The organism is Chlamydia caviae GPIC (assembly GCF_000007605.1).
Classification (GTDB): Bacteria; Chlamydiota; Chlamydiia; order Chlamydiales; family Chlamydiaceae; genus Chlamydia; species Chlamydia caviae.
This window is the reverse complement of record NC_003361.3, coordinates 1,139,966-1,160,659: the sequence shown is the minus strand read 5'-3', so window position 1 is coordinate 1,160,659 and position 20,694 is coordinate 1,139,966. Positions and strand designations below refer to the sequence as shown.

Below are 20,694 nucleotides of genomic sequence, written 5' to 3'. Positions count from 1 at the left end.
TGTTACCGCGGAACCATATCAATTAATTATTTCAGATTTTCGTGTGTGGGTGCGTCTTGGATGTTCTCCTGAAGAGCGTCATTTTAAGCAGCCCATCTTAGTTTCTATAGTTCTTTCTTTTTTTGAAGAGCCTCCTGTTTGTGTTTCAGACGATCTTAATGATGCGTGTTGTTATGTTGAAACCACCTCTTTAATAGAAGAAGTTGCTTCTAATAAGCCTTGTGCTTTAGTTGAGCACTTATCTAAACTTTTAATGGATGCTTTAGAATCAAAGTTAAGGGACAAGGTTTCTAAAATAGATTTAGAAGTACGTAAGGAGCGTCCTCCTGTTCCCAATTTGTTAAAGCCCATTTGCTTTAAGATAAGTAGGACAATCTCACGATGACAACAGCTCAATTCATTTGTTTATCACTAGGATCTAATCTAGGGAATCGGTTTGAAATTTTTCGCAAAGCCTTTGCCCTGTTAAAAGAGTTAGAAATAGAGGATTTGCAAAGCTCTATAATTTTAGAAACCAAAGCCTTATTGTTGCCTGGTTCTCCAAAAGAATGGGATTTACCTTTTTTTAATTCTGTACTTATTGGAAAAACAACCTTATCTCCAAAACAGTTGTTATCGGGAGTAAAACAAATTGAGCGCAGGCTAGGTAGAGATGTTAATGCATTACCTTGGTCTCCGAGAGTTTTGGATATCGATATTCTTTTGTATGGAGATGAAAATCACCAACAGGAAGATGTCAAGATACCGCATGAGAGGATTACAGAAAGGCCTTTTTTACTTTCTCTTATTGCTTCGCTGTGTCCTACGAGAATATTCCATAAACCGGGTTCAGAATATCATTTAAAGTCGTTTGGGGAAATAGCCCATCTTCTTCCATGTCCTCAAGAGATGATTCTCAACAGTTTTTCTCCTAATACTTTATTAATGGGAGTAGTCAACGTTACCGATAACTCTATTTCAGACGAAGGATTGTACCTTGAGGCTTCCAAAGCAGTTGCTCATGCTGAAAAATTATTTGCCCAGGGAGCTTCGGTTATAGATTTCGGAGGACAGGCGACTAATCCCAAGGTGCAACAGCTACTTAACGTAGAGCAAGAATGGTCGCGTTTAGAGCCTGTCTTAAAACTGCTTGCTGAAAAGTGGGCGGGGCGTAGGCAATATCCTGATATCTCATTAGATACCTTTTATCCTGAAATCATTAAAAGAGCTTTGGAGATTTATCCTATCCGATGGATTAACGACGTTTCCGGTGGCTCTAAGGAAATGGCAGAGATTGCTAGAGATGCGAATTTATTATTAGTGATTAATCATTCATGTTCTCTTCCTCCTCGTCCTGATAAGACGCTAGCATTTACTACGTGTGCTTCTGATCAATTATTAAGCTGGGGAGAAAAGCAAATAGAAGCTTTTGTCGCTTTAGGATTACGCCAAGATCAAATTATTTTTGATCCAGGCATTGGCTTTGGAACGACACAGATCCAAGCGTTGAATGTATTACATAAAATGAAGAAATTTCGAAAGCTTGGCTGTGCTACGTTAGTAGGCCATTCAAGGAAATCATGTTTCTCTCTTTTAGGAAAATACGATGCCAAGGATCGTGATTGGGAAACTGTCAGCTTGTCGGTGTTATTGCAACAGCAAGGAGTGAATTACTTACGTGTTCACGACGTGGAAGCCAACCAAAGGGTATTATCTGCAGCAGCGTGGTCTGGAGTTCATGTATAAAATACTTGGTATAGTTGCTTGCGATCCTCATGGGGTGATTGGAAACCAAGGAAAGCTGCCCTGGGACTATCCTGAAGATATAAAGTTTTTTTCGAAAATGATAGAAAACATGCCCCTCATTATGGGGAGGAAAACTTTCGAGGGTCTTCCTGATAAGTATATAAAAAACGGTAAAGTTATCGTGTTTTCTAGGAGTTTTCATGAAAACTCTGAGAATATTATTTGGGTGTCCTCATTAGAGCAATTTCATGATTTAGACCTTCCCTCTCCGATCTTTCTTCTCGGTGGTGGGGAGCTGTTTTCTTTATTTTTAGAACATCGTATGTTGCATGGGTGTTATGTCACGCATATTCACAAGTGCTATGATGGAGATGCTTTTTTCCCTCTTTCTTTACTGGAGGGGTGGAAAAAGACGATATTAGATGAAAAAGAAGATTTAACGTTTTGCTATTATGAAAGTCTCTCCCATTGTTACGCGTAGAATTCATGTTCATGACGATCTCTATGAAATTCTAGAAGAATCTCTTCCTGCTTTGTCTGAGAATACTATAATTGCTTTATCTTCAAAGGTTTTGAGTCTTTGTGAAGGAGCTGTTGTTGATACCAAAACAACAACGAAAGAGGCTTTGATCAAGCAAGAGTCAGATGCTTATGTTTATTCTCCTCTTCATGATTTATATCTAACTAAGAAACAAGGGATTTTGATTCCCTCGGCAGGTATTGATGAGTCCAATGCTCAAGATTATTACGTTTTATATCCCCGGAATTTACTGGCCTCTACAAATGCTTTAGGGGCTTGGTTAAAGAGTTTTTATCATTTAGAAAATCTCGGAGTGATTATTGTAGACAGTCATACTACCCCTATGCGTCGGGGTGTTTTAGGGTTAGGATTATGTTGGTATGGGTTTTCTCCTCTATATAGTTATGTGGGGAAACCTGATTGTTTTGGCCGGCCTTTACGTATGACACAGATTAATCTTTTAGATGCCTTGGCGGTTTCTGCTGTACTTTGTATGGGAGAGGGGGATGAGCATACGCCATTAGCGCTTGTAGAAGATGCACCTAAAATAACTTTTCATTCTTCCCCTACGTTGCAGTCGGATTTATCCTTACTAGGTATTGATGAAACTGAAGATCTGTACGGCCCTATCCTCAGTTCTGTAGCTTGGGAATCTACACATTTTTAATTTTTGGGAGGCGTTAATGGAACCTTATTTAGATTTATTAGATAAAAACATCAAAGAAAAACATATGTTAGATCATCCCTTTTATATGAAGTGGTCTAAGGGAGAATTAACGAAAGAGCAGTTAAAAGAATACGCTAAGGATTACTACCTCCACATCAAAGCTTTTCCTCGTTATCTTTCAGCAGTTCATAGCCGCTGTGATAATTTAGAAGCGCGTAAATTGCTTCTTGATAACCTTATGGATGAAGAAACAGGCCATCCTAATCACATAGATCTATGGAAAAATTTTGCCTATGCGTTAGGTGTTACTGAGGAAGAATTAGAAAATCATGTTCCTAGTGCAGCAGCACAAAAGAAAGTGGATACATTTTTACGTTGGTGTACTGGAGATTCCTTATCTGCTGGTGTAGCTGCTTTATATACCTATGAAAGCCAAATCCCTACAGTTGCAGAGACTAAAATCTCGGGATTAAAACAGTATTTCGGCTTTACGGCTCCTGAAGATTATGAGTACTTCACAGTACATCAAGATGTTGATGTAAGACATTCTCGTGAAGAAAAAGAATTAATAGAGTCGTTGCTAAATAATGATAGCGATAAGGTTCTACAAGCTTCAAAAGAAGTTTGTGATGCTTTATACGGCTTTTTAGATACTTTCTTAGATGAAAAAGACGCCTGCTCAGCAACTTCATCTTCTGTTGCGGATTCTAAACCATCTTCATGTTGTTGTCGTTGCCGTCATTAATTTGAAAGGTTCTCCTTCTCTTTGTAAATAAGAGAAGGAGAATCCAAAGAGGATAGTCTAAGCTACGGGCTGCGCTTTTAGCTCTTCTTTCTTCTCTTCTACAGCGACTACTTTTGATGCAGAAGAGATGTCATAGATACGTTTTTCTAACTCATCAAATAATTTCTTATTTTTCTTAAGTTCTTCACGAACAGCTTCTCTTCCTTGGCCTAATTTACGATCTTGGTAGTTGAACCAAGAGCCTTTTTTTTCCACGATATTATGTTCTACAGCGAGGTCTAAGATGCATCCTGCTGAAGAAATCCCCTCATTAAAGAGAATATCGAATTCTGCAGTTCTGAATGGAGGTGCTAATTTGTTTTTAGCAACTTTTACTTTGATGCGGTTTCCAAGATCAAAACTTTCATTCCCTTTGATAGCTCCAATACGACGGATATCCATGCGTATGGATGAGTAGAATTTTAACGCGCGTCCACCGGTTGTTGTTTCAGGATTACCGAAGCTAACACCTATCTTTTCACGAATTTGGTTGATGAATATCGCGCAGGTTTGGCTACGTGCTAATGTTGCTGTAAGTTTGCGTAATGCCTGAGACATCATCCGTGCTTGTAGGCCTACGTGTACATCACCGATATCCCCTTCGAGTTCGCTTTTAGGAACCAAAGCAGCTACAGAGTCAATAACGATAACATCAACAGCCCCTGATCTTGCTAATAGTTCGGCAATGCTTAAAGCATCTTCACCACAGTCGGGCTGGGAGATCATAAGATCATTGATATTCGCACCTATAAGAGAAGCATAGCCGGGATCTAAAGCGTGTTCTGCATCGATATATGCAGCGACACCGCCCATCTTTTGGGCGTTGGCAACAATATGGGTAGCTAGTGTAGTTTTCCCCGAAGATTCAGGACCAAAAATTTCAACAATACGTCCTTTTGGAACACCCCCAATACCTAAAGCTAAATCTAAAGACAAGGCTCCTGTTTTTATAGTTGAGATTTCATGAGTAGCGGAGTGTTTCCCTAGACTCATGATAGATCCAGCGCCAAATTGTTTTTCGATATAGGCAATTGCTGCTTCTAGTGCTTTTTTACGATCAGGTACATTCATTTAGTTGGTGCTCCTTTTTTCCACACTTTCTATGCAATAGTCCTTCATTTTTGGACTTTGAGAGAAGAATGGGTAAGCTTCTTCTCGTGGTTAGCTAAGAGATGTCAGAGTGGTGATTTTTGATGATAGATGTATGCTTGGCTTTTCTTTTGATTTTTATGGATAACCCAATTTTTCACACCAGTCAAGATAGAAAGCAGTTGTAAATATAACATTTTCTGTGTCTGTAGGGTTCGTTGTAATAGGGGTGATTCGTTAGTTCACCTTGACAGTGGCCTGTCATCATACACACAGAATGTGTTATTGACAATTCACGGATTTATTAGGAAAAACGCAAAGGCTTATTCAGGACTAAAAATCTCTAAGGGATGTTTCTAAACACGTTTCCTAAAATAGACTTTGTCATGCGAGAAATACTTGAGATAGGGGAATATCGTGAGCTTCTCTAGGGAGAATAAGAGTTTTCTGTTCTTTAAAGCCCACGCCTATAGTTATGGGATGAGAATGAATTGCTAGCCAACGATCGTAACAACCACCTCCGTAACCAAGACGATAGTTATTGTGATCAAAAGCTAACGCGGGGACAAGAACATGGGTGATTTGTTTTGGCGGGACGGGCTCTAAATTAAATTCGGAAAGCCGTAAAGGGTGTGTGAGTTTTGATAACGCCTCTAGGGAGGGCACATGAACGGGATGAAGTTGATCCCCGTGCATTTGCGGTAAGGCTAGGGAGAATTCGTTGATAAGAATGCTATTGGTTAAATGTATATTGATTTCTGATCGGAAAGGAATAAAGGAAAGCACGAAGCTCCCCTTAGGTAATTTGCGAATAAAAGCAGCAACGGCTTGAGATGCTTGTGATAACCGTGGTTCCTGTATAGATTGCCTTAGGGAAGTAAAGAATTCCCGTTGCTTCTTTTTTTCAGTAATAACAGAAGTATTCACAGCTAATTAATCAAAGGTTTTCCGTCTTGATAAGGAATCTTTTTAGTAATCGTGCCCGAAGATGTGAAAAATACAGCTGTGCCGCAACCTTTATCTACCTTAGAGTAGGGATGACGATCTCCAGGGCGGAAATACTCTCCTTTGAGAAGGAGTTCGTTGTCGTATTCTTCGGTAGCCATAATTTGGCCTTCAGGATAGTACAAAGTTAGTAATCCGGATTTTTTATTATTTACCAATTCCTTACAACTTTCCAAAGATCCGTTTGGATACCAGGTCTTTACTGGTCCCTGTAAAATACCGTAGTTCCAAGTTAAAAGAAGCTTGGTTTTCCCAGATTCAGGGTAGAAAAACAGCTCTTCACCATGTTTTGCACCTTCAAATAGCGCATAGGTTTGAAGAACCTGCTCTCCGAGACTATCGAATACGGTAACTTTTCCGCAGGCCTCACCGCGTTTAAATACACGAGTTTCTACAATGGCATGTTTTCCATAAATTACCTGTGTTCCGTTGCCATTAATGACTTCAGAAAATATTTGATGTGTTTGAGGATCTAAATAAGACCCTTTTAACAACAAACCATTATCATATTCTTCTTCAGAAAGTACACTGTTAGAACGCTCATCATAGCGTATGGATACGCTATGCTTTTCCCCGTTTTGATAGGTCTGTTTTTTCAGCAAGCAACCCTCTGTTGTATAGGTAAGAAAATCCCCATGAGCGCGGCCTTTATGATAAGAACACTCTTTCCATACCTGACCATTGGAATGATAGTAATATGAAGTTCCTTGTAACAGACCTTTATCATAATTGATGGCAGCTTCTAACATCCCCTCATCACTGTGAGCTAGTGTTGTTCCGTGAAATAACCATCCAGATTCTGCAGAGGGGTGAAGATCAGCAATCCCTCCTATAACTTCTGCCTGGATTTTGATTTTTCCATTGCTATGCCATTCTCGGTAACGTCCGCAAGCACGATTATTCACACACTCAAGATACTGCTTTAATTGCCCGTTTGCATGGTATGTTGTTAAACACGAAACGTTTTCGCCCAGCGTATTTTTATACATACGCATAACTTTTTGATAAGGCTGGGGGGATAGAAAATCTACCTTAGAATACTTTTTCAACTTTTCTTTCGAGCAGATTGTCTCCGACAAACCATTTCTATCAATGATGTTAATCCCTGTTAATGTCAGCTTTTCGTAAGTTCCTGCAGCGTAACCTGAAGAAGTGAAGGCGCAACATAAAAGACATAAACGCAAAAATTTTCTTATAACCATCGACTTATAGCCTCAGCATTTATAGACCATACCTGATTGGTTAATGGTGTGGTCAGTTTTGTCATTTCCCAATGTGTGAAGAAAGCTAAAGGTGCGTTAGGGTTGGTAGAATCAAATAAATAGAAGAGCTCTTCAAGGTTATCGCTATCGGCTTCTATGGGATTTTCCAAGCATAGGGATATGAGATCGTTGGAAATTTTCCTGATGGACCATACCGCTTGGTTGTTAGATGAAAGAAACATTTGTTTCCTAGACCAGACCTCTTTACTCTGCGAAATTAGGGAGTTTTCTTGAAGAGACGCTAAGCGATCTTGTTCCCTGCCTAATAGACGAATGCTTTTGCTTGCCCGTAGGAATTCTTGAGATTTAATGTTTTTATGCTGTTGTTTAAGATGCGCGTTCATCTTCGCAATTAGCTCAGATTGATCTTTCATACCCTTTAGAGTAAGGATATGCGAATTTAGAGCTTCCCAGCGCTTTGCCGTTTGGGCATGCTTATAAACAATGCCTATAACGGGAAGACAGCTAACCAAACTTAAAGCGATAAGAGCGCAAATAAATGACCATTTTTTCATAGGACTTCCTGAGCAACTAGAGTAAATTGTAATTCAAAAGAGTGTCCGCTGCACAACGTTTTGGTAATATTGGACAGTTTGGGATGCAGAGAGAGTTTACGGAGGAACTCTGACACTTCTTCGGGATCTCCTTCACCCCGAACAGAAACATGCGCTTTGTAGTGTCGGTTAGGATTCTGTTGTGAAGGGAAAGAGGTTAGGGAGTAGCAGAAATACGAAAGTTTCACGGAAGGCGTACTTTGTGCTACAGAGGAAAGAAACAGCATGGTTTCTTTGTTTGTTGGAATTGTAGGTAGATAGGGGTATTCAGGGCGCGTTTTTTCTGCTATAGCAGCACGCAGCGCTTCTTCTACACCACGAAGCGATCTAGGAACTTTTTGGGTTTCAGGACACACTAGAGAAAAATGTTCCCGCACATGATGAGAAATAGAGGCGAGTTTTAAAGTAGAGCCTAAACCTACAAGTACTGTAGATAATAACGCGAGTTTTCCTATTGTAAATGCCGAGCGCTTTAACCAGTGTTTCTGGGACTCCTTACAGTTAAATACCGGATTGTAGGGAAAAGTCAGCGTCCCTCGAGAAGCTCCATGATACGCCGTCGTAATCGCATCACCATAATTTGCCCATTCCTCTTCTTCTAGACCAAATGTCATCGTTTGACAGGGAATCAAAGATAAAGAGAGTTTCTGCTCTAAAGATTTTTTTAATAATTCTGGAAGCTGCACAGTATGTAGAGCTGTCAGCTCTACAGAAGGGTAGGTTTCTTTTACGTAATCTAGTGTAGTAAGGATATCCTCACTATTTTTCTCGATAGAATTACAAAATGAACGAGAAACTAAAACTGCTCCATTTTGAACGAAAAGGCACGTGGTCTCAGAAGAGCCTGCATAAATTAAGAAATAGGCAGGGAGAGCTTTTAAAGGCGTCTGCTGGGCAAGAGAAAAGATGTCCGCAGGTTGACAAGATATAGAATCGGGAAAAACACGAGCTTGATGTAAAAGAGCTATCTCTCGTTCGACCGTAGCTTTTTGCGTTACCCATAAAGTTACCGGAGTTTCCCCATTTTCATTTCTTTTTCCTAATCTAGGTGCTACCATTAACGAATTCCAAGGGAATGCCGCATTAGCCTCTAAATCAGTCAAAGCTATCTTTAAAATATTTCTTTTGTTTTTTAATGAAGAAAGCGAGCTTCTAATTAAGCTATCGGTTCCTTTTAAAGAAAAAGTTATAGGGGATGTTAAGTATTTTTTTGGAAGCTGCCACTCTTGATTTTCAAAGATATGCTCGCAATGGGAAACTATCCATCCTTTACATGTTTTTTGCAAAATTGCTATTTTAATAGTATTATTTGCGTCTAGGGTTACCCCAATGTGGTATATGGGCAGTTTAAAATCCATAGCACGGTGTTCTGAAAAAATAAAGTAACCATTTTAAAGAATAAATGGCTGTTTTTCAAGAAAAACACATATTAATTGTTTATAAAGGGAAAAGAAATGGTATCTTATTTTTTGAAAACGGCTATTAATGTTTATAGTTTTTTAATCTTAGTATATATTCTTGCCTCTTGGGTTCCCGAATGCCACAATGCAAAATGGTACCAGTACGTTTATAAGCTCGTAGATCCCTATTTGGCGCTATTTAGAAAATTTATTCCTCGTATTGGCTTCATCGATATAAGTCCTTTGATTGCTCTACTTTGCTTAGAGGCTGTTCCTTTTATTGTGATACGAACCCTGAGGTTTGTTATTCTTAATATTTTTCAGTCTCCATGGCTTCTTCAATATATATAAGAAATATTTTACTAAGATCTCCTGTTGTTTACGCGCCTTTAGCGGGTTTTTCGGATTATCCTTACCGGAGAATGTCTTCGCTTTACGGTCCTCCTGCTTTAATGTTTTGTGAGATGGTGAAGATAGAGGGGTTGCACTATTCTCCTTCGCGCACATTGAAACTCTTAGAATATTCTGAATCCATGCGTCCTATAGGGGGACAGCTTTGTGGGAGTAAGCCTGATATGGCTGGAGAAGCTGCTAAGGTATTAGAGGGTTTAGGTTTTGATTTAATAGACTTAAACTGTGGTTGTCCTACGGATAGGATTACAAAAGATGGTAGTGGGTCGGGGATGTTAAAATCTCCTGAGCTTATTGGAAAAGTTCTAGAAAAGATCATTGGGGCTGTCTCTATTCCTGTTACTGTAAAAATACGCTCTGGATGGGATGGGAATAACATCAATGTTGAAGAAACTGTGCGTATTATCAAAGATGCTGGAGCTAGTGCGATTTTTGTACATGGAAGAACGCGAGCACAGGGCTATGTCGGCCCTAGTAATCTTGAGTATATAACGCGAGCCAAGGCCGCCGCAGGTAAGGATTTTCCTGTATTTGGAAATGGTGATGTCTTTTCTCCAGAAGCTGCCAAGGTAATGTTAGACACTACAGGATGTGACGGCGTGCTTGTTGCTCGTGGCACGATGGGAACCCCGTGGATAGTAAGACAGATAGAAGATTATCTTAATACAGGGACATATGAAAAAATGCCTTTCTCAACGAGAAAACAAGCATTTATTCAACATTTACAGTGGGTAGAGGAATACTATCAAAGTGAAGCAAAGTTTCTCTGTGAAACGCGAAAGCTTTGCGGACATTATTTAATATCCGCTTCTAAAGTGCGATTTTTGCGATCAGCTTTATCTAAAGCTACATCTGTGCAAGAAGTGTATCAGCTAATTGATGATTATGAAGAAGCTGACGACGAGCATCGAGATCAACCAGCTTTAAATAAATGCTGATTTAGCAATTTTGGTAATTGGAACATATCGACAGGTTCAGGGCCAATAATTGCCTGAAACTTATCATCGGGGACGAGCATCTTTTTGTTTTCAGGGGACTGTAGATTGTGATCCTTGATATATTTCCAGACTTTCTTTGTGGCCTCTCCACGTGCTACAGGCTCATCGCCTATCATCAAAGCAAGCTCAGGAGAAGGTGTAAGCAAAGCTCCTACTCGAGTGGTTTTCGTGGTTTTCCCTTCGCTTTTCTTTTTCTTAGCTGGGGTTTTTGTAGTTTTTCTACTTTTTGAGGCGGATTTTTTCTTTCCCGTTGTTTTCTTTTCGTAAGGAGTTTTTGTTGTCCCTGTATATTTAGTAACAACAGCGTCTATAGTATTGCCGATCACGCTGCAGTCGGGATATTCTGAGCAAGAATAGAATGTTTTATTATAACGAGAACGTTTCTTTAAGATTTTCCCCGAGCAGCCTATAGCAGGGCAAGGAATCGATTCTTCTTTCTCTACTTCCTCGCCTTTCTTATGAATGGAAATGGTTCCACGGCATTCAGGATAGTTTAAACATCCTAAGAACGTACCGAAACGTCCATGGCGGACTTTCATTTTTCCTGCGCAAACAGGGCAGGGGCTATCCCAAGGTGTGTCAACAGCATAATCATCTTTATTAAAGGCAAGTTCTTCTTCTGAAGTTTTAAAGTCACATTCAGGATATTCTGAGCAGCCGTAAAAATAGCGATTTTTCGCCCAGATTTTAACAAGTTTGCCTTTGTGGCATGCCGAACATTCGATATCAGTTACAACACGTGGGATAACAGCTTCTTTTTCTGCTGTGGTGACTACAGGGAGAAATTGATCCCAAAACTCTTTAAGAAGCAGTTTCCACGACTTTTTATTGTCAGCGATAAGCTCTAGCTCATCTTCCATAAGAGCTGTGAAACCTATATCCATAATTCTAGGGAAATTGGTTTCTAGGAATTGTGAAATAATTTTCCCTAATTCTGTAGGACGCAGACGCTGATTTTCTTTGATCGTATACTCACGACTTTGAATTTTATTCATAATCGTTGCGTATGTAGATGGACGGCCTATACCAGATTTTTCTAACTCTTTTACTAAAGAAGCTTCTGTAAATCTTGGAAGAGGTTTTGTAAATGCCTGTTCTGCAGAAACCCTTTCTTTATCTAAAACATCTTGAGCATGTAGCTGAGGAAGAGAAAGGTTCTCTTCTTCAGCTACATCATCATCGATTTTTTCTTCGTATACAGCTAAGAACCCTTTAAACTTCAGCAGGGACCCAGAAGCACGTAAATCGATTTTCACATTTGTGGAGATAGTCATTGCTAACGTATCGTAAATCGCGGGATTCATTTGTGAAGCAACGAAACGTTTCCAAATGAGAGAATAAAGTTTGAACTGATCATCCGTAAGCTTTCCCTGAAGCTTGTCTGGAGATAACTGAATATCCGTAGGGCGAATAGCTTCGTGGGCATCTTGAGTCATCTTCTTTGTAGCATAGAGATTGGGAGATTTTGGAAGATAGTCTTGCCCGAATGTATCTTGAATATAGTCTCTGACATTGTTTAGTGCTTCAGGATCTATACGTACAGAATCTGTACGCATATAGGTAATTAATCCTGTGGCATCCTCATTATCTAGCTCAACACCTTCATAAAGTGTTTGCGCTACAGACATCGTCTTGGAAGAGGAGAATCTGAAATGCCGGCTTGCTTCTTGCTGTAAAGTCGATGTAATAAATGGTGGTGCTGCATTACGGCGTTTTTCTTTTGCTTCTACGCGAGTCACTCTATAGGAAGCGTCTTCTAGAAGCTCTACATAATGTTGAGCCTTAGCTTCAGAATTAATTAATAGAATCTCATCTTCAGTTTTTCCTTTAGGGAGTTCCTTTTCCCATTTTTTCCCATCCGCAGAATAGAGATGCGCCCAAAAAGTTTTTGAGGTTTTAGGGTCTTGAAGGAAAACACGAATATTCCAGTATTCTGTAGGAACAAAAGCTTCTATAGCTTTTTCACGATCGACAACGAGCTTTAACGCAACAGATTGCACACGCCCCGCAGATATTCCTGAGCGCTGTTGAAGCTTGCGGCTTAAAATAGGAGAAATCTTATAGCCTACAATGCGATCCAATAGACGGCGAGCTTGCTGAGCATTTACTAAAGCCATGTCGATTTCTCGAGGATGCTTTAAAGCTTCATTAACAGCGCCTTTGGTAATCGCATTAAAAGAAATCCTCTGCATATGCGTATTCTTAGGGAGCTGATTGGCAATATGCCAAGCTATCGCTTCTCCTTCTCTATCCGGGTCGGGAGACAGATAAACAACATCACAGCTAGAGGCTAATTTGCGAATTTGACTGATAACTTCTTGTTTATCAGGAAGAACTTGATAATCTGGTTCGAAATCATGGTCGATATCGATACCGAATTCCTTGGCGGGAAGATCAACAACGTGTCCTAGTGATGAAGCAAAAATAAAACCTTTTCCTAAGAGCTTTTGCAAGGTTTTAATTTTAGCAGGGGATTCCACTACGATTAAGGATTTTTTCATTAATATTAAATGGCGAGCTCCGCATTGTGATCGGAGTAAAAACGCCTCTCCTTTTTTATTGTTTATGTTCCCTATCTAAAAAAAATCCTCATGCAAGCATCTATTATTTATTGCAAGCCTCACTACGTACGTATTTCAGCTTATTGTAATAACGGACAAGCTAGAATTTTTGACAATAATCTTCTTAATATAAAGAGGAAATCTCCAAAATCAAGAAGGGTTAAAAATAGGTAATTTTATTTTTCTCTCAGAGAAAAAAACCGTGGATTATTGAGAACACGTTGTCTCCATTTTCTACGATTTGTAGGCTGTCCCATATGAAACATATTAAAAAGAACAAAACCTTAATTCTTCAGAAGAGATTTGACCAGAGGCCCTGGCACGTCCTAATCGTTATTCAGTATGAGGTAGATTCTTTTCAAGGGAATAATGTAATACTTATGGAATGTGGCTCTATAAGAAAACTTTAATAAGAATATTTCTTGTTTTTGAAAGTTGAAAAGATGAGAAACAAATCTTACATCTAATTAGGTATTTGCTGAGAAAACTCCTGGAGTTGATTTAACTGCGTTTTTTGATTTTAACGGTAGATAAGTAGTATTTCTGGATGGCAGTGAGTATCTTAGAAAAAGGAACTAAAACGTGGAAAAATTTGAGTTTTTAATTCCTCCAAAATCTCTAGAAGATGACCTACTTGATTTGAATAAACAGGGAATTATAGCCGGGCCTGAAGAATTAAAACCCCCCTTTCTTTATCGCGCTCAAGATATTATCGATAATGCTCCTGATTATCCCACAGCTTTCCCAAAAAGATTACAAGAGCTCTTTGATATCAATCCTACACACTTGGAAGTCTTATATACTAATGAAGGTATGGACGTTTGGGAGGCGGGATGCACGTGGATAGCAAATAATCAGGTCACTATACAACTGCGCAAACCCCTACGCAAAGCTGCGCGTTGGTTGTATATGTATTCTAAAGAAGAGATTCTTGCCCACGAAGCTGTTCATGCCGCACGTATGAAATTCTATGAGCCTATGTTTGAAGAAGTCTTGGCTTATCAGACTTCACCAAAGGTATGGAGACGATTTTTAGGGCCTTTGTTTCGTTCTCCTGGAGAGAGTTACTGTTTATTCTTTTTCGTTCTTTCGGGTTTGGGATTAAGTTTATGGTCTCCCTTAGGAGGCCTTGCTTGTATTCTCGCTACTCCGGCGTATTTTGGTACAAGATTGCTCATTGTACAGAGCTATTTCCGTCGTGCCATGAAAAAGATCCGCAAGATGCTCGGAATTCCTCCTTTATGGGTGATGTTAAGACTTACAGATGCTGAGATCCGGATGTTCGCTACTCAGCCAATTCCAGTTCTTGAAAAGTATGCTAGAGAGCAAAAGTTAGAAAGCATTCGCTGGCAGCAAATCTATGTTAGTTACTTCACCTAATTTTTGAGATGTAAAACCGCTTTACATTTCAAAATAGGCTTTCCTTTTATTCGCGGGGAGAATTTTCAACTGTGTGCGGTATTTAGCTACCGTACGACGGGCACATTGAATTCCCTGTTGAGAGATCCGTTCGCTAATATCAGCATCAGATAAAGGTGTTGTCTCTGAAGCTATCCATTCGTGAATCCACTGCAGTATGGTTTCTTTAGATTGAGAATCGTTATCACCAGCAGCGCGTGGAAAAAGCTGTTTCAGAGGAATAATCCCGATAGGCGCGGCTAATGTTTTATTTTCTATAGCACGAAATATCGTTGATTCATGAAAGGAAAGCTCTTCAGATAAGCTTTTTACAGATAATGCTTTGGGAGAAGAAGACTTGCCAAGAAGGAAGCTTTCTTGATGAGGGAGGATAGTTTCTACTATAGAAAATAAGGTTTGTTCTCGTTTTCTTAGATTTTTGATAAGCCATTTAGCAGAGAGAATTTGCTGTGTGAGATTTTTTTTTTCTTCTTTAGGAAGCTGTTCATAAATATGAAATACTTCGCTGTTAAGTTTTATAGGAGGTAAACCTCGAGAGCTTATTTGGATTTCCCAAATTTGATGTTTTTTAGTGACGTAAACATCAGGAAGCGCAGGTTGTACATGAGATAAAGAAGCATAACCTTCCGCAGGACACCAAGGAATTTTTGCTAAGGCTGTCTTAAGAACTTTTCTTATATCTGAAGGGGAACAGCGACATTTTTTTGCTATACGTAAGAAATCACAGTTAATCAAAAGAGAGTAGTGTTCTTTGATGATCTTATAAGCAAGAGCATGTGCAGAGCCTTCTAAATGTAATAGCCAATAATCTTGAAGAGAGGGAGAAGCTATCCCTAAAGGGTGAAAATGCTGAATAGTTTCCCAAACAGTATGGATAGTTTCTAAAGGCATTTCTAATTGTAAGGAGAGCTCTTCAGTAGAAGAGAGAAACAGACCTTGATCTGATAGATTCCCTATAATGTGCTGAGCAATGAGCAGGTCTTCAGAACGATCAAATGTTTGCTGCACTTGTGTGAGAAGATGGGAAAATAAAGATTCCGGACGAGAATATGCAGCATCTACAGAGGGAAGAGAAGAACATACGGACCATTCTTCATCTTCTAAAGAAGAGAGATCAAAGAAGGGATTGTGAATGATTTGTTGGAGTACATAAGAGGCAAGTTCAGTAATTGGAGATTGCAACATCTGCAATCCCTGCTGCATACGCAGCGAGGGAAGGTAGTTTTGAGAAAGTTTTTGATGTTGTTGAAACATACCTAATGTACTTGAATCAAGTAATCTCTAGGGATTTCCTTAAGAAATCGACTCGGCTTCATGACACGAACTGTGCCCCAAAGAAAGCGAGTTTGCGCTGCGGTTAAATAAAGAAGATCTTGGGCTCTAGTGATTCCTACGTAGCATAGCCGTCGTTCTTCTTCAAGGTTTTCATAATTTCCTTTAGAGTTTGCATGAGGGAAGAGGTTTTCCTCTAAACCGACAAGAAAGGCTATCCGAAATTCTAGTCCCTTACCGTTATGAATTGTCATAAGATTGACACGATCAGCAATGAGCTCCGAGTCATCAGTAGAACTTTTTAAAGCTAAATCATCTAGGAAACTTTCTAAAGAGCCTTCTGTATTTTGCTGTTCCCACTCAAAAGTTTTTGAAGCGAGTTCATCAAGGTTGCTCTTTCTATCTTCGAAAGTGTCGGGATCTTCTTTTAAAACCTGGAGATATCCTGTGATTCTTATCGTCGCGACAACAAATTCGTTAAGAGAAAGAGTTTCATAGGCATGTTCGAGCTGTTGGAAAATACTCAGATAACATCTTAAGCCTTCTTGTTGCTTTTTAGATAACTTCACAGCTTGAGTTTCTAAAGCATTTTTACATGCTTCTAACATAGGGAGGTTATTAGTAAGAGCGTAGTCTATTAAAGAAGAAATCGCCGTAGGCCCTAAACCACGTTTGGGAAGATTTACAGTTCTATCAAATGCGACAACGTCGCATTTGGCAGAGAACATCCTTAGAAAAGCTAAAATATCTTGAATTTCTTTACGTTTGTAGAAAGATAATCCCCCAAGAATTTCATAGGGAATGCGTCTACGTAATAAAGCATCTTCGAAAGTTCGAGATTGGAAGTTTGTTCTATAAAAAATACAAATATCACGAAGACAAATATTCGCTCTCTTATGAAGACGATAGATTTCTTCAGCTACGAATTCCGCTTCTTCCTTATCTGTTTTGCCTAGAAATACACGAATTTTTTCTCCCGGGCCTTTTACGCTGCGTAGGTCTTTTTTTAATCTTGAGACGTTGTTTTGAATTAAAGCATTAGCAGCATTAAGAATGTTTCCATAACTGCGGTAATTGTCTTCTAAACGTAGGACAAGAGCTCTAGGATAGTCTTTTTCAAAATTTAAAATATTATGGATATTGGCTCCGCGCCACGAGTAGATAGATTGATCAGGGTCTCCTACAGCAAATATATTGTGGTGTTTTCCAGCGATGGTCTGCGCCATCATATATTGTGCGTGGTTGGTATCTTGATACTCGTCAATAAGAAGAGCTTTCCATAACTCACTATATTCTTTTCTGATCTCAGGAAATTCTTTAAACAGTTTCACAGTAAGAAATAAAAGATCATCAAAATCTAAAGCATTAGTTTCATTTAAGCGCTGCTGGTACTCTTTATAAATAGACACTACAGGATCAATATACTCTTCGGGATCTAAATCCTCAGGATAGAGCAGACGGTTTTTTGCTTGAGATATGTGGTATTGTATCGAACTACTGAGAGTTTTCTTGAGATTAAATTTTTGTAAACATTGCTTGAGAAGCTTGTCCGTGTCACTTTGATCATAGATAATAAAATTATTTTCTCTATTTAAAGCATGTATGGACCGTCGTAGGATAAATACTCCTAAACTATGGAACGTGCATACCATAGGAACGTCAGAACCGTGAGCTTGGGGACATTGATGTAAAATGCGTTCTTTAAGTTCTTTTGCTGCTTTATTAGTAAAAGTAACAGCTAGGATTTCTTTAGGAGCTATACCTTCGTTAATTAAGTGGAGAATACGGCATGTTACTACGCGAGTTTTTCCAGCTCCGGCTCCAGCAAGAACTAAAGTAGGACTTAATGGTGAAGTGACGGCTGCAATTTGTGCTTCGTTTAATTCTGAGGTGAGCATAGTGATATCCTAACTGATAGCTTCTGACCGAAAAATTAGGATCCCTGAAGCTAAAATAATCTAAGAAGGTTAATATACTTCTATTTTCAAATAATAAAAGTGGGAGGTTTATGCAAAACGCCTTTACTATAGACCAGCTTCCTTTGTCTTGGCAAGAGCAGCTTAAAACTGAATGGTCTCAGCCCTACATGCATAAGCTTAGGGAATTTTTACAATCTGAGTATTCCCAGACAACCGTCTTTCCTGCAAAAGACAATATCTTTACCGCATTAAAAAGCACACCTTTTGATTCTGTGCGTGTTGTTATTCTTGGACAAGATCCTTATCCAGGAGAGGGCCAAGCTCATGGATTGAGCTTTAGCGTTCCGCAAGGGGTGCGTCTACCCCCATCCCTAATCAATATCTTTCGTGAATTACAGACCGATTTAGGAATAGAAAATACTACAGGATGTTTGCAATCCTGGGCAGATCAAGGCGTCCTATTGTTAAATACTGTGTTGACTGTACGCGCAGGAACGCCTTTTTCCCATGCTGGTCAGGGATGGGAACAATTTACCGACGCTATTGTTACTAAGCTTATAGAAAATCGTTCCCATGTGATTTTTGTATTATGGGGAAATGCAGCAAGAAAGAAATGCGACTTACTTTTTCATTCCTCGCATAAACATGCGATTTTAACAGCGCCACATCCCTCTCCTTTGGCGGCACATCGGGGCTTTTTTGGTTGTTCACACTTTTCAAAAATTAACTACCTGCTTAAAAAGCTGAATAAGCCCATGATCAATTGGAAGCTCCCATGAATGAAGGTATTCAAACCGTTTCTTTTAACAAGACACACCGACTCACCGCGAAATCTACAGTTAGTTTAGAAATGCCCGTAGCGACACAGAAACTTCAAGGTAAAGAAGGCATGCCCGCAGCGGCAAGTTTAGAAGCTGATTTCTTAAGAGCAGAAGCTATACTTGCAGAAATGCGTGAAATTCGCGGCTGTTTAGAACATTCATTGGAAACGCTAGTTCCTAGAGACTAGCTGTTTCTCTAACAGGTTTTGCAAATAAGGAGCGAGCTTTTGTAAAGCTTTGGCTCTGTGCGAAACCTGATTTTTCACATCTTCAGAAAGTTCAGCAAACGTTTGTTTATAATCATATTTTAAAAATAATGAATCGTAACCAAACCCTGAAGAACCTTTTTCTTGATTGCTAATATAGCCTTCACAAATTCCTCGAGCTTTAAAAAATTTTCCTTCTGGAGAAGCAAGAACAATACAGCATTCAAAATAGGCAGAGCGATCTACAATACTTTCTAAAGACTGCATCTCTTGCAGAAGTTTTTTTCTGTGATCTTTATCGCAGGCATCTTCTCCGGCAAAAGTGGCTGAAAGTTTGCCAGGAAGCCCATTCAATGCTGGCACCATAAGCATGGTATCATCAGCAATCACCCAAGAATTGAGTTCTTTTGCTGCATGAAGGCCTTTTGCTAAGGCGTTTTCTTCAGGAAGGCAACCTATTTCTTTAGGAGCAGAATAGTTAGGGAAATCTGTTAATGAGAAAATATCAAAACTTCCTAATTGTTTTAAAAAAGTCTTGGTTTCTCGTATTTTATAACCGTGGCAGCTAGCAATGACTATCTTCATGGGTTTCTCCTTAGCAAAAGGGAAAAGAGCAAATAACTAAAAGTTTTTGTCTCGTTTGAAATTACACTAGCAATTTTGTCGATTGTAGTGCCTCTCTCGATTATATTACAAAATAATCGAAATAGGCGCATCTACACAACTATTAGCACGGTTGCACAAAGATATCTTTTTTGCTAGCAGTACCTAACTAACAACAAACTATCAGAATGTTGTTTTTTATAGTCAGATAGGTGTTATGAGAGTTATACGCTCGTTTTTCATTTTATTGTGTTTCTTTCCTTCTTTAGGATTCTCTCACGTAGCGGTGGGGCTAGATCGTATTTTTACCGATGAAACCTACCTCTCTTGGATTCGTGGAAAGAAAGTGACATTAATTTCTCATAATGCGGCTATTAATCACGAGGGAAAGGACGCCCTATCTGTTTTTCGCGAACATAAAGATTTATGTTCTTTGAGTATCTTGTGCACATTAGAACATGGCTATTACGGTACTGCGCCTGCAGAAACTCCTGGAGCAGTTCCTGAAATTCAAGGATTGCGTACGGTGTCTCTCTACGGTATTAAAGATATCCCTGAATGTGCTGTGCAAGGTAGTGATGTCTTAATCTACGATGTACAAGATATTGGAGTGCGTTCTTATACTTTCGTTTCTTCATTACTCTATTTGGTGCGTGCTGCACAAAAGTATAAAAAGACGTTAATCATATTAGATCGCCCGAATCCTATGGGGGGGAGGTTAATCGATGGCCCCATCCCATCGCAATCAGATTATGCTCCAGAAATTCCTTATTGCTATGGAATGACCCCCGGAGAATTAGCACTTTTTTATAAAGCAAAGTACGCCCCCCAAGCTCAGGTATCTGTAGTTCCCATGCAGGGCTGGAAACGATCTATGACATTTTCTCAAACAGGATTAAATTGGATCCCGACAAGCCCACAAATTCCGAATGCACAAACGACATTTTTCTATGCTGCTACAGGAATTATAGGCGCTTTATCCATATCGAGTATCGGTATAGGCTATACTCTTCCTTTTAGGGTGATCGGAGCACCTTGGATGGATGGAAATCTTGTTGCAAAGAAGTTAAATGATGCGCGATTACCGGGAATCAAGTTCTACCCTTTTTGTTACGAACCTTTTTTTGGTAAATATAAGATGGAATTTTGTTCAGGGGTTTTACTCATATTAGAACAGCCTGAAAAATTTCTTCCTATGGAAACGCAATGTACAATTTTAGGGACCCTAAAGACTCTTTATCCTAAACAAGTAGAGAATGCTTTTAAAACCTTGGAGAAAATTCCTTTACGAAGAACGTCGATACAGCGCTGTTTAGGAGAAGAAAAATTTTTACATGTTTGTCAAAACGAGCGGTATATTATTTGGCCTTTAAAAAGATTGTGTATTGAAGGGAGAACAAAGTTTGAAAATATACGTAAGCCGTTCTTAATAGCTGACTACGATGATTAGGGTTTATTTTCTCTAGGGATTCCTCTGT

20 protein-coding genes are annotated in these 20,694 nt (G+C 39.3%); 11 read left to right on the top strand and 9 right to left on the bottom strand.

Annotation, left to right across the window (positions count from 1 at the left end):
• Positions 1-25: 25 nt before the first annotated feature.
• Genes folB through CCA_RS05020 form a run of 5 tightly spaced genes read left to right on the top strand, consistent with a single transcriptional unit; the run spans position 26 to position 3,657 of the window.
• On the top strand, positions 26-385 hold the full coding sequence (folB, locus tag CCA_RS05040; RefSeq protein ID WP_041462236.1) for a dihydroneopterin aldolase: 360 nt from the start codon (positions 26-28) through the stop codon (positions 383-385).
• Complete coding sequence (folP, locus tag CCA_RS05035; RefSeq protein ID WP_011006951.1) at positions 382-1,725, top strand: dihydropteroate synthase; 1,344 nt, start codon at positions 382-384, stop codon at positions 1,723-1,725. The genes folB and folP overlap by 4 nt, the downstream gene beginning before the upstream one ends.
• Positions 1,718-2,206: a dihydrofolate reductase gene (locus CCA_RS05030; RefSeq protein WP_011006950.1), complete on the top strand. Its 489-nt coding sequence runs from the start codon at positions 1,718-1,720 to the stop codon at positions 2,204-2,206. The genes folP and CCA_RS05030 overlap by 8 nt, the downstream gene beginning before the upstream one ends.
• Positions 2,178-2,912 carry a putative folate metabolism gamma-glutamate ligase gene (locus CCA_RS05025; protein WP_011006949.1) on the top strand — a complete coding sequence of 245 codons (735 nt, stop codon included), beginning with the start codon at positions 2,178-2,180 and terminating at the stop codon, positions 2,910-2,912. The genes CCA_RS05030 and CCA_RS05025 overlap by 29 nt, the downstream gene beginning before the upstream one ends.
• A gap of 16 nt (positions 2,913-2,928) precedes the next feature.
• Positions 2,929-3,657: a CADD family putative folate metabolism protein gene (locus CCA_RS05020; protein ID WP_011006948.1), complete on the top strand. Its 729-nt coding sequence runs from the start codon at positions 2,929-2,931 to the stop codon at positions 3,655-3,657.
• A gap of 57 nt (positions 3,658-3,714) precedes the next feature.
• Here the strand turns inward: CCA_RS05020 and recA are convergent, their stop codons facing one another.
• The 5 genes from recA to CCA_RS04995 form a co-directional block, all read right to left on the bottom strand.
• Positions 3,715-4,767: a recombinase RecA gene (gene recA, locus CCA_RS05015; RefSeq protein WP_011006947.1), complete on the bottom strand. Its 1,053-nt coding sequence runs from the start codon at positions 4,765-4,767 to the stop codon at positions 3,715-3,717.
• A 402-nt stretch (positions 4,768-5,169) separates the two neighbouring features.
• On the bottom strand, positions 5,170-5,712 hold the full coding sequence (locus CCA_RS05010; protein WP_011006946.1) for a 5-formyltetrahydrofolate cyclo-ligase: 543 nt from the start codon (positions 5,710-5,712) through the stop codon (positions 5,170-5,172).
• Between the two features lie 2 nt (positions 5,713-5,714).
• Entirely contained in the window at positions 5,715-6,992 is a 1,278-nt protein-coding gene (locus tag CCA_RS05005) for a toxin-antitoxin system YwqK family antitoxin (protein WP_011006945.1), read from the bottom strand.
• On the bottom strand, positions 6,983-7,567 hold the full coding sequence (locus CCA_RS05000) for a hypothetical protein (RefSeq protein WP_011006944.1): 585 nt from the start codon (positions 7,565-7,567) through the stop codon (positions 6,983-6,985). Before CCA_RS05000 ends, CCA_RS05005 begins: the two co-directional genes overlap by 10 nt.
• The gene (locus CCA_RS04995) at positions 7,564-8,964 is read right to left on the bottom strand and encodes a hypothetical protein (protein WP_011006943.1); all 1,401 of its coding nucleotides are present in this window, start codon (positions 8,962-8,964) and stop codon (positions 7,564-7,566) included. Before CCA_RS04995 ends, CCA_RS05000 begins: the two co-directional genes overlap by 4 nt.
• Before the next feature lie 96 nt (positions 8,965-9,060).
• Here CCA_RS04995 and CCA_RS04990 point away from each other — a divergent pair, with 96 nt between their 5' ends.
• Together CCA_RS04990 and dusB are read left to right on the top strand one after the other, a co-directional pair.
• Positions 9,061-9,357: a YggT family protein gene (locus CCA_RS04990; protein WP_011006942.1), complete on the top strand. Its 297-nt coding sequence runs from the start codon at positions 9,061-9,063 to the stop codon at positions 9,355-9,357.
• Positions 9,336-10,355 (top strand): tRNA dihydrouridine synthase DusB, encoded by a 1,020-nt coding sequence (dusB, locus tag CCA_RS04985; RefSeq protein ID WP_011006941.1) that lies wholly within the window; start codon positions 9,336-9,338, stop codon positions 10,353-10,355. The genes CCA_RS04990 and dusB overlap by 22 nt, the downstream gene beginning before the upstream one ends.
• Here dusB and topA read toward each other — a convergent pair.
• Positions 10,331-12,916 carry a type I DNA topoisomerase gene (gene topA, locus CCA_RS04980; RefSeq protein WP_011006940.1) on the bottom strand — a complete coding sequence of 862 codons (2,586 nt, stop codon included), beginning with the start codon at positions 12,914-12,916 and terminating at the stop codon, positions 10,331-10,333. The genes dusB and topA overlap by 25 nt on opposite strands.
• A gap of 642 nt (positions 12,917-13,558) precedes the next feature.
• Here topA and CCA_RS04975 point away from each other — a divergent pair.
• Positions 13,559-14,356 (top strand): hypothetical protein, encoded by a 798-nt coding sequence (locus CCA_RS04975; protein ID WP_011006939.1) that lies wholly within the window; start codon positions 13,559-13,561, stop codon positions 14,354-14,356.
• A 21-nt stretch (positions 14,357-14,377) separates the two neighbouring features.
• Here the strand turns inward: CCA_RS04975 and rpoN are convergent, their stop codons facing one another.
• The gene (rpoN, locus tag CCA_RS04970) at positions 14,378-15,649 is read right to left on the bottom strand and encodes an RNA polymerase factor sigma-54 (RefSeq protein WP_011006938.1); all 1,272 of its coding nucleotides are present in this window, start codon (positions 15,647-15,649) and stop codon (positions 14,378-14,380) included.
• Positions 15,650-15,651: 2 nt separating this feature from the next.
• Positions 15,652-17,565, bottom strand: a complete 1,914-nt coding sequence (locus CCA_RS04965; RefSeq protein WP_011006937.1) for an ATP-dependent helicase — start codon at positions 17,563-17,565, stop codon at positions 15,652-15,654.
• Between the two features lie 110 nt (positions 17,566-17,675).
• On the opposite strand from CCA_RS04965, the gene ung reads away from it, so the two are divergent.
• Both ung and CCA_RS04955 read left to right on the top strand, forming a co-directional pair.
• Entirely contained in the window at positions 17,676-18,365 is a 690-nt protein-coding gene (gene ung / locus CCA_RS04960; protein ID WP_011006936.1) for a uracil-DNA glycosylase, read from the top strand.
• On the top strand, positions 18,362-18,595 hold the full coding sequence (locus tag CCA_RS04955) for a hypothetical protein (protein WP_011006935.1): 234 nt from the start codon (positions 18,362-18,364) through the stop codon (positions 18,593-18,595). The genes ung and CCA_RS04955 overlap by 4 nt, the downstream gene beginning before the upstream one ends.
• Here CCA_RS04955 and rdgB read toward each other — a convergent pair.
• A complete protein-coding gene (gene rdgB, locus CCA_RS04950) occupies positions 18,578-19,198 on the bottom strand; it encodes an RdgB/HAM1 family non-canonical purine NTP pyrophosphatase (protein ID WP_011006934.1) in 621 nt (206 codons plus the stop codon). The genes CCA_RS04955 and rdgB overlap by 18 nt on opposite strands.
• Positions 19,199-19,433: 235 nt before the next feature.
• On the opposite strand from rdgB, the gene CCA_RS04945 reads away from it, so the two are divergent.
• Entirely contained in the window at positions 19,434-20,666 is a 1,233-nt protein-coding gene (locus tag CCA_RS04945; protein WP_011006933.1) for an exo-beta-N-acetylmuramidase NamZ family protein, read from the top strand.
• Positions 20,667-20,694: the final 28 nt, after the last annotated feature.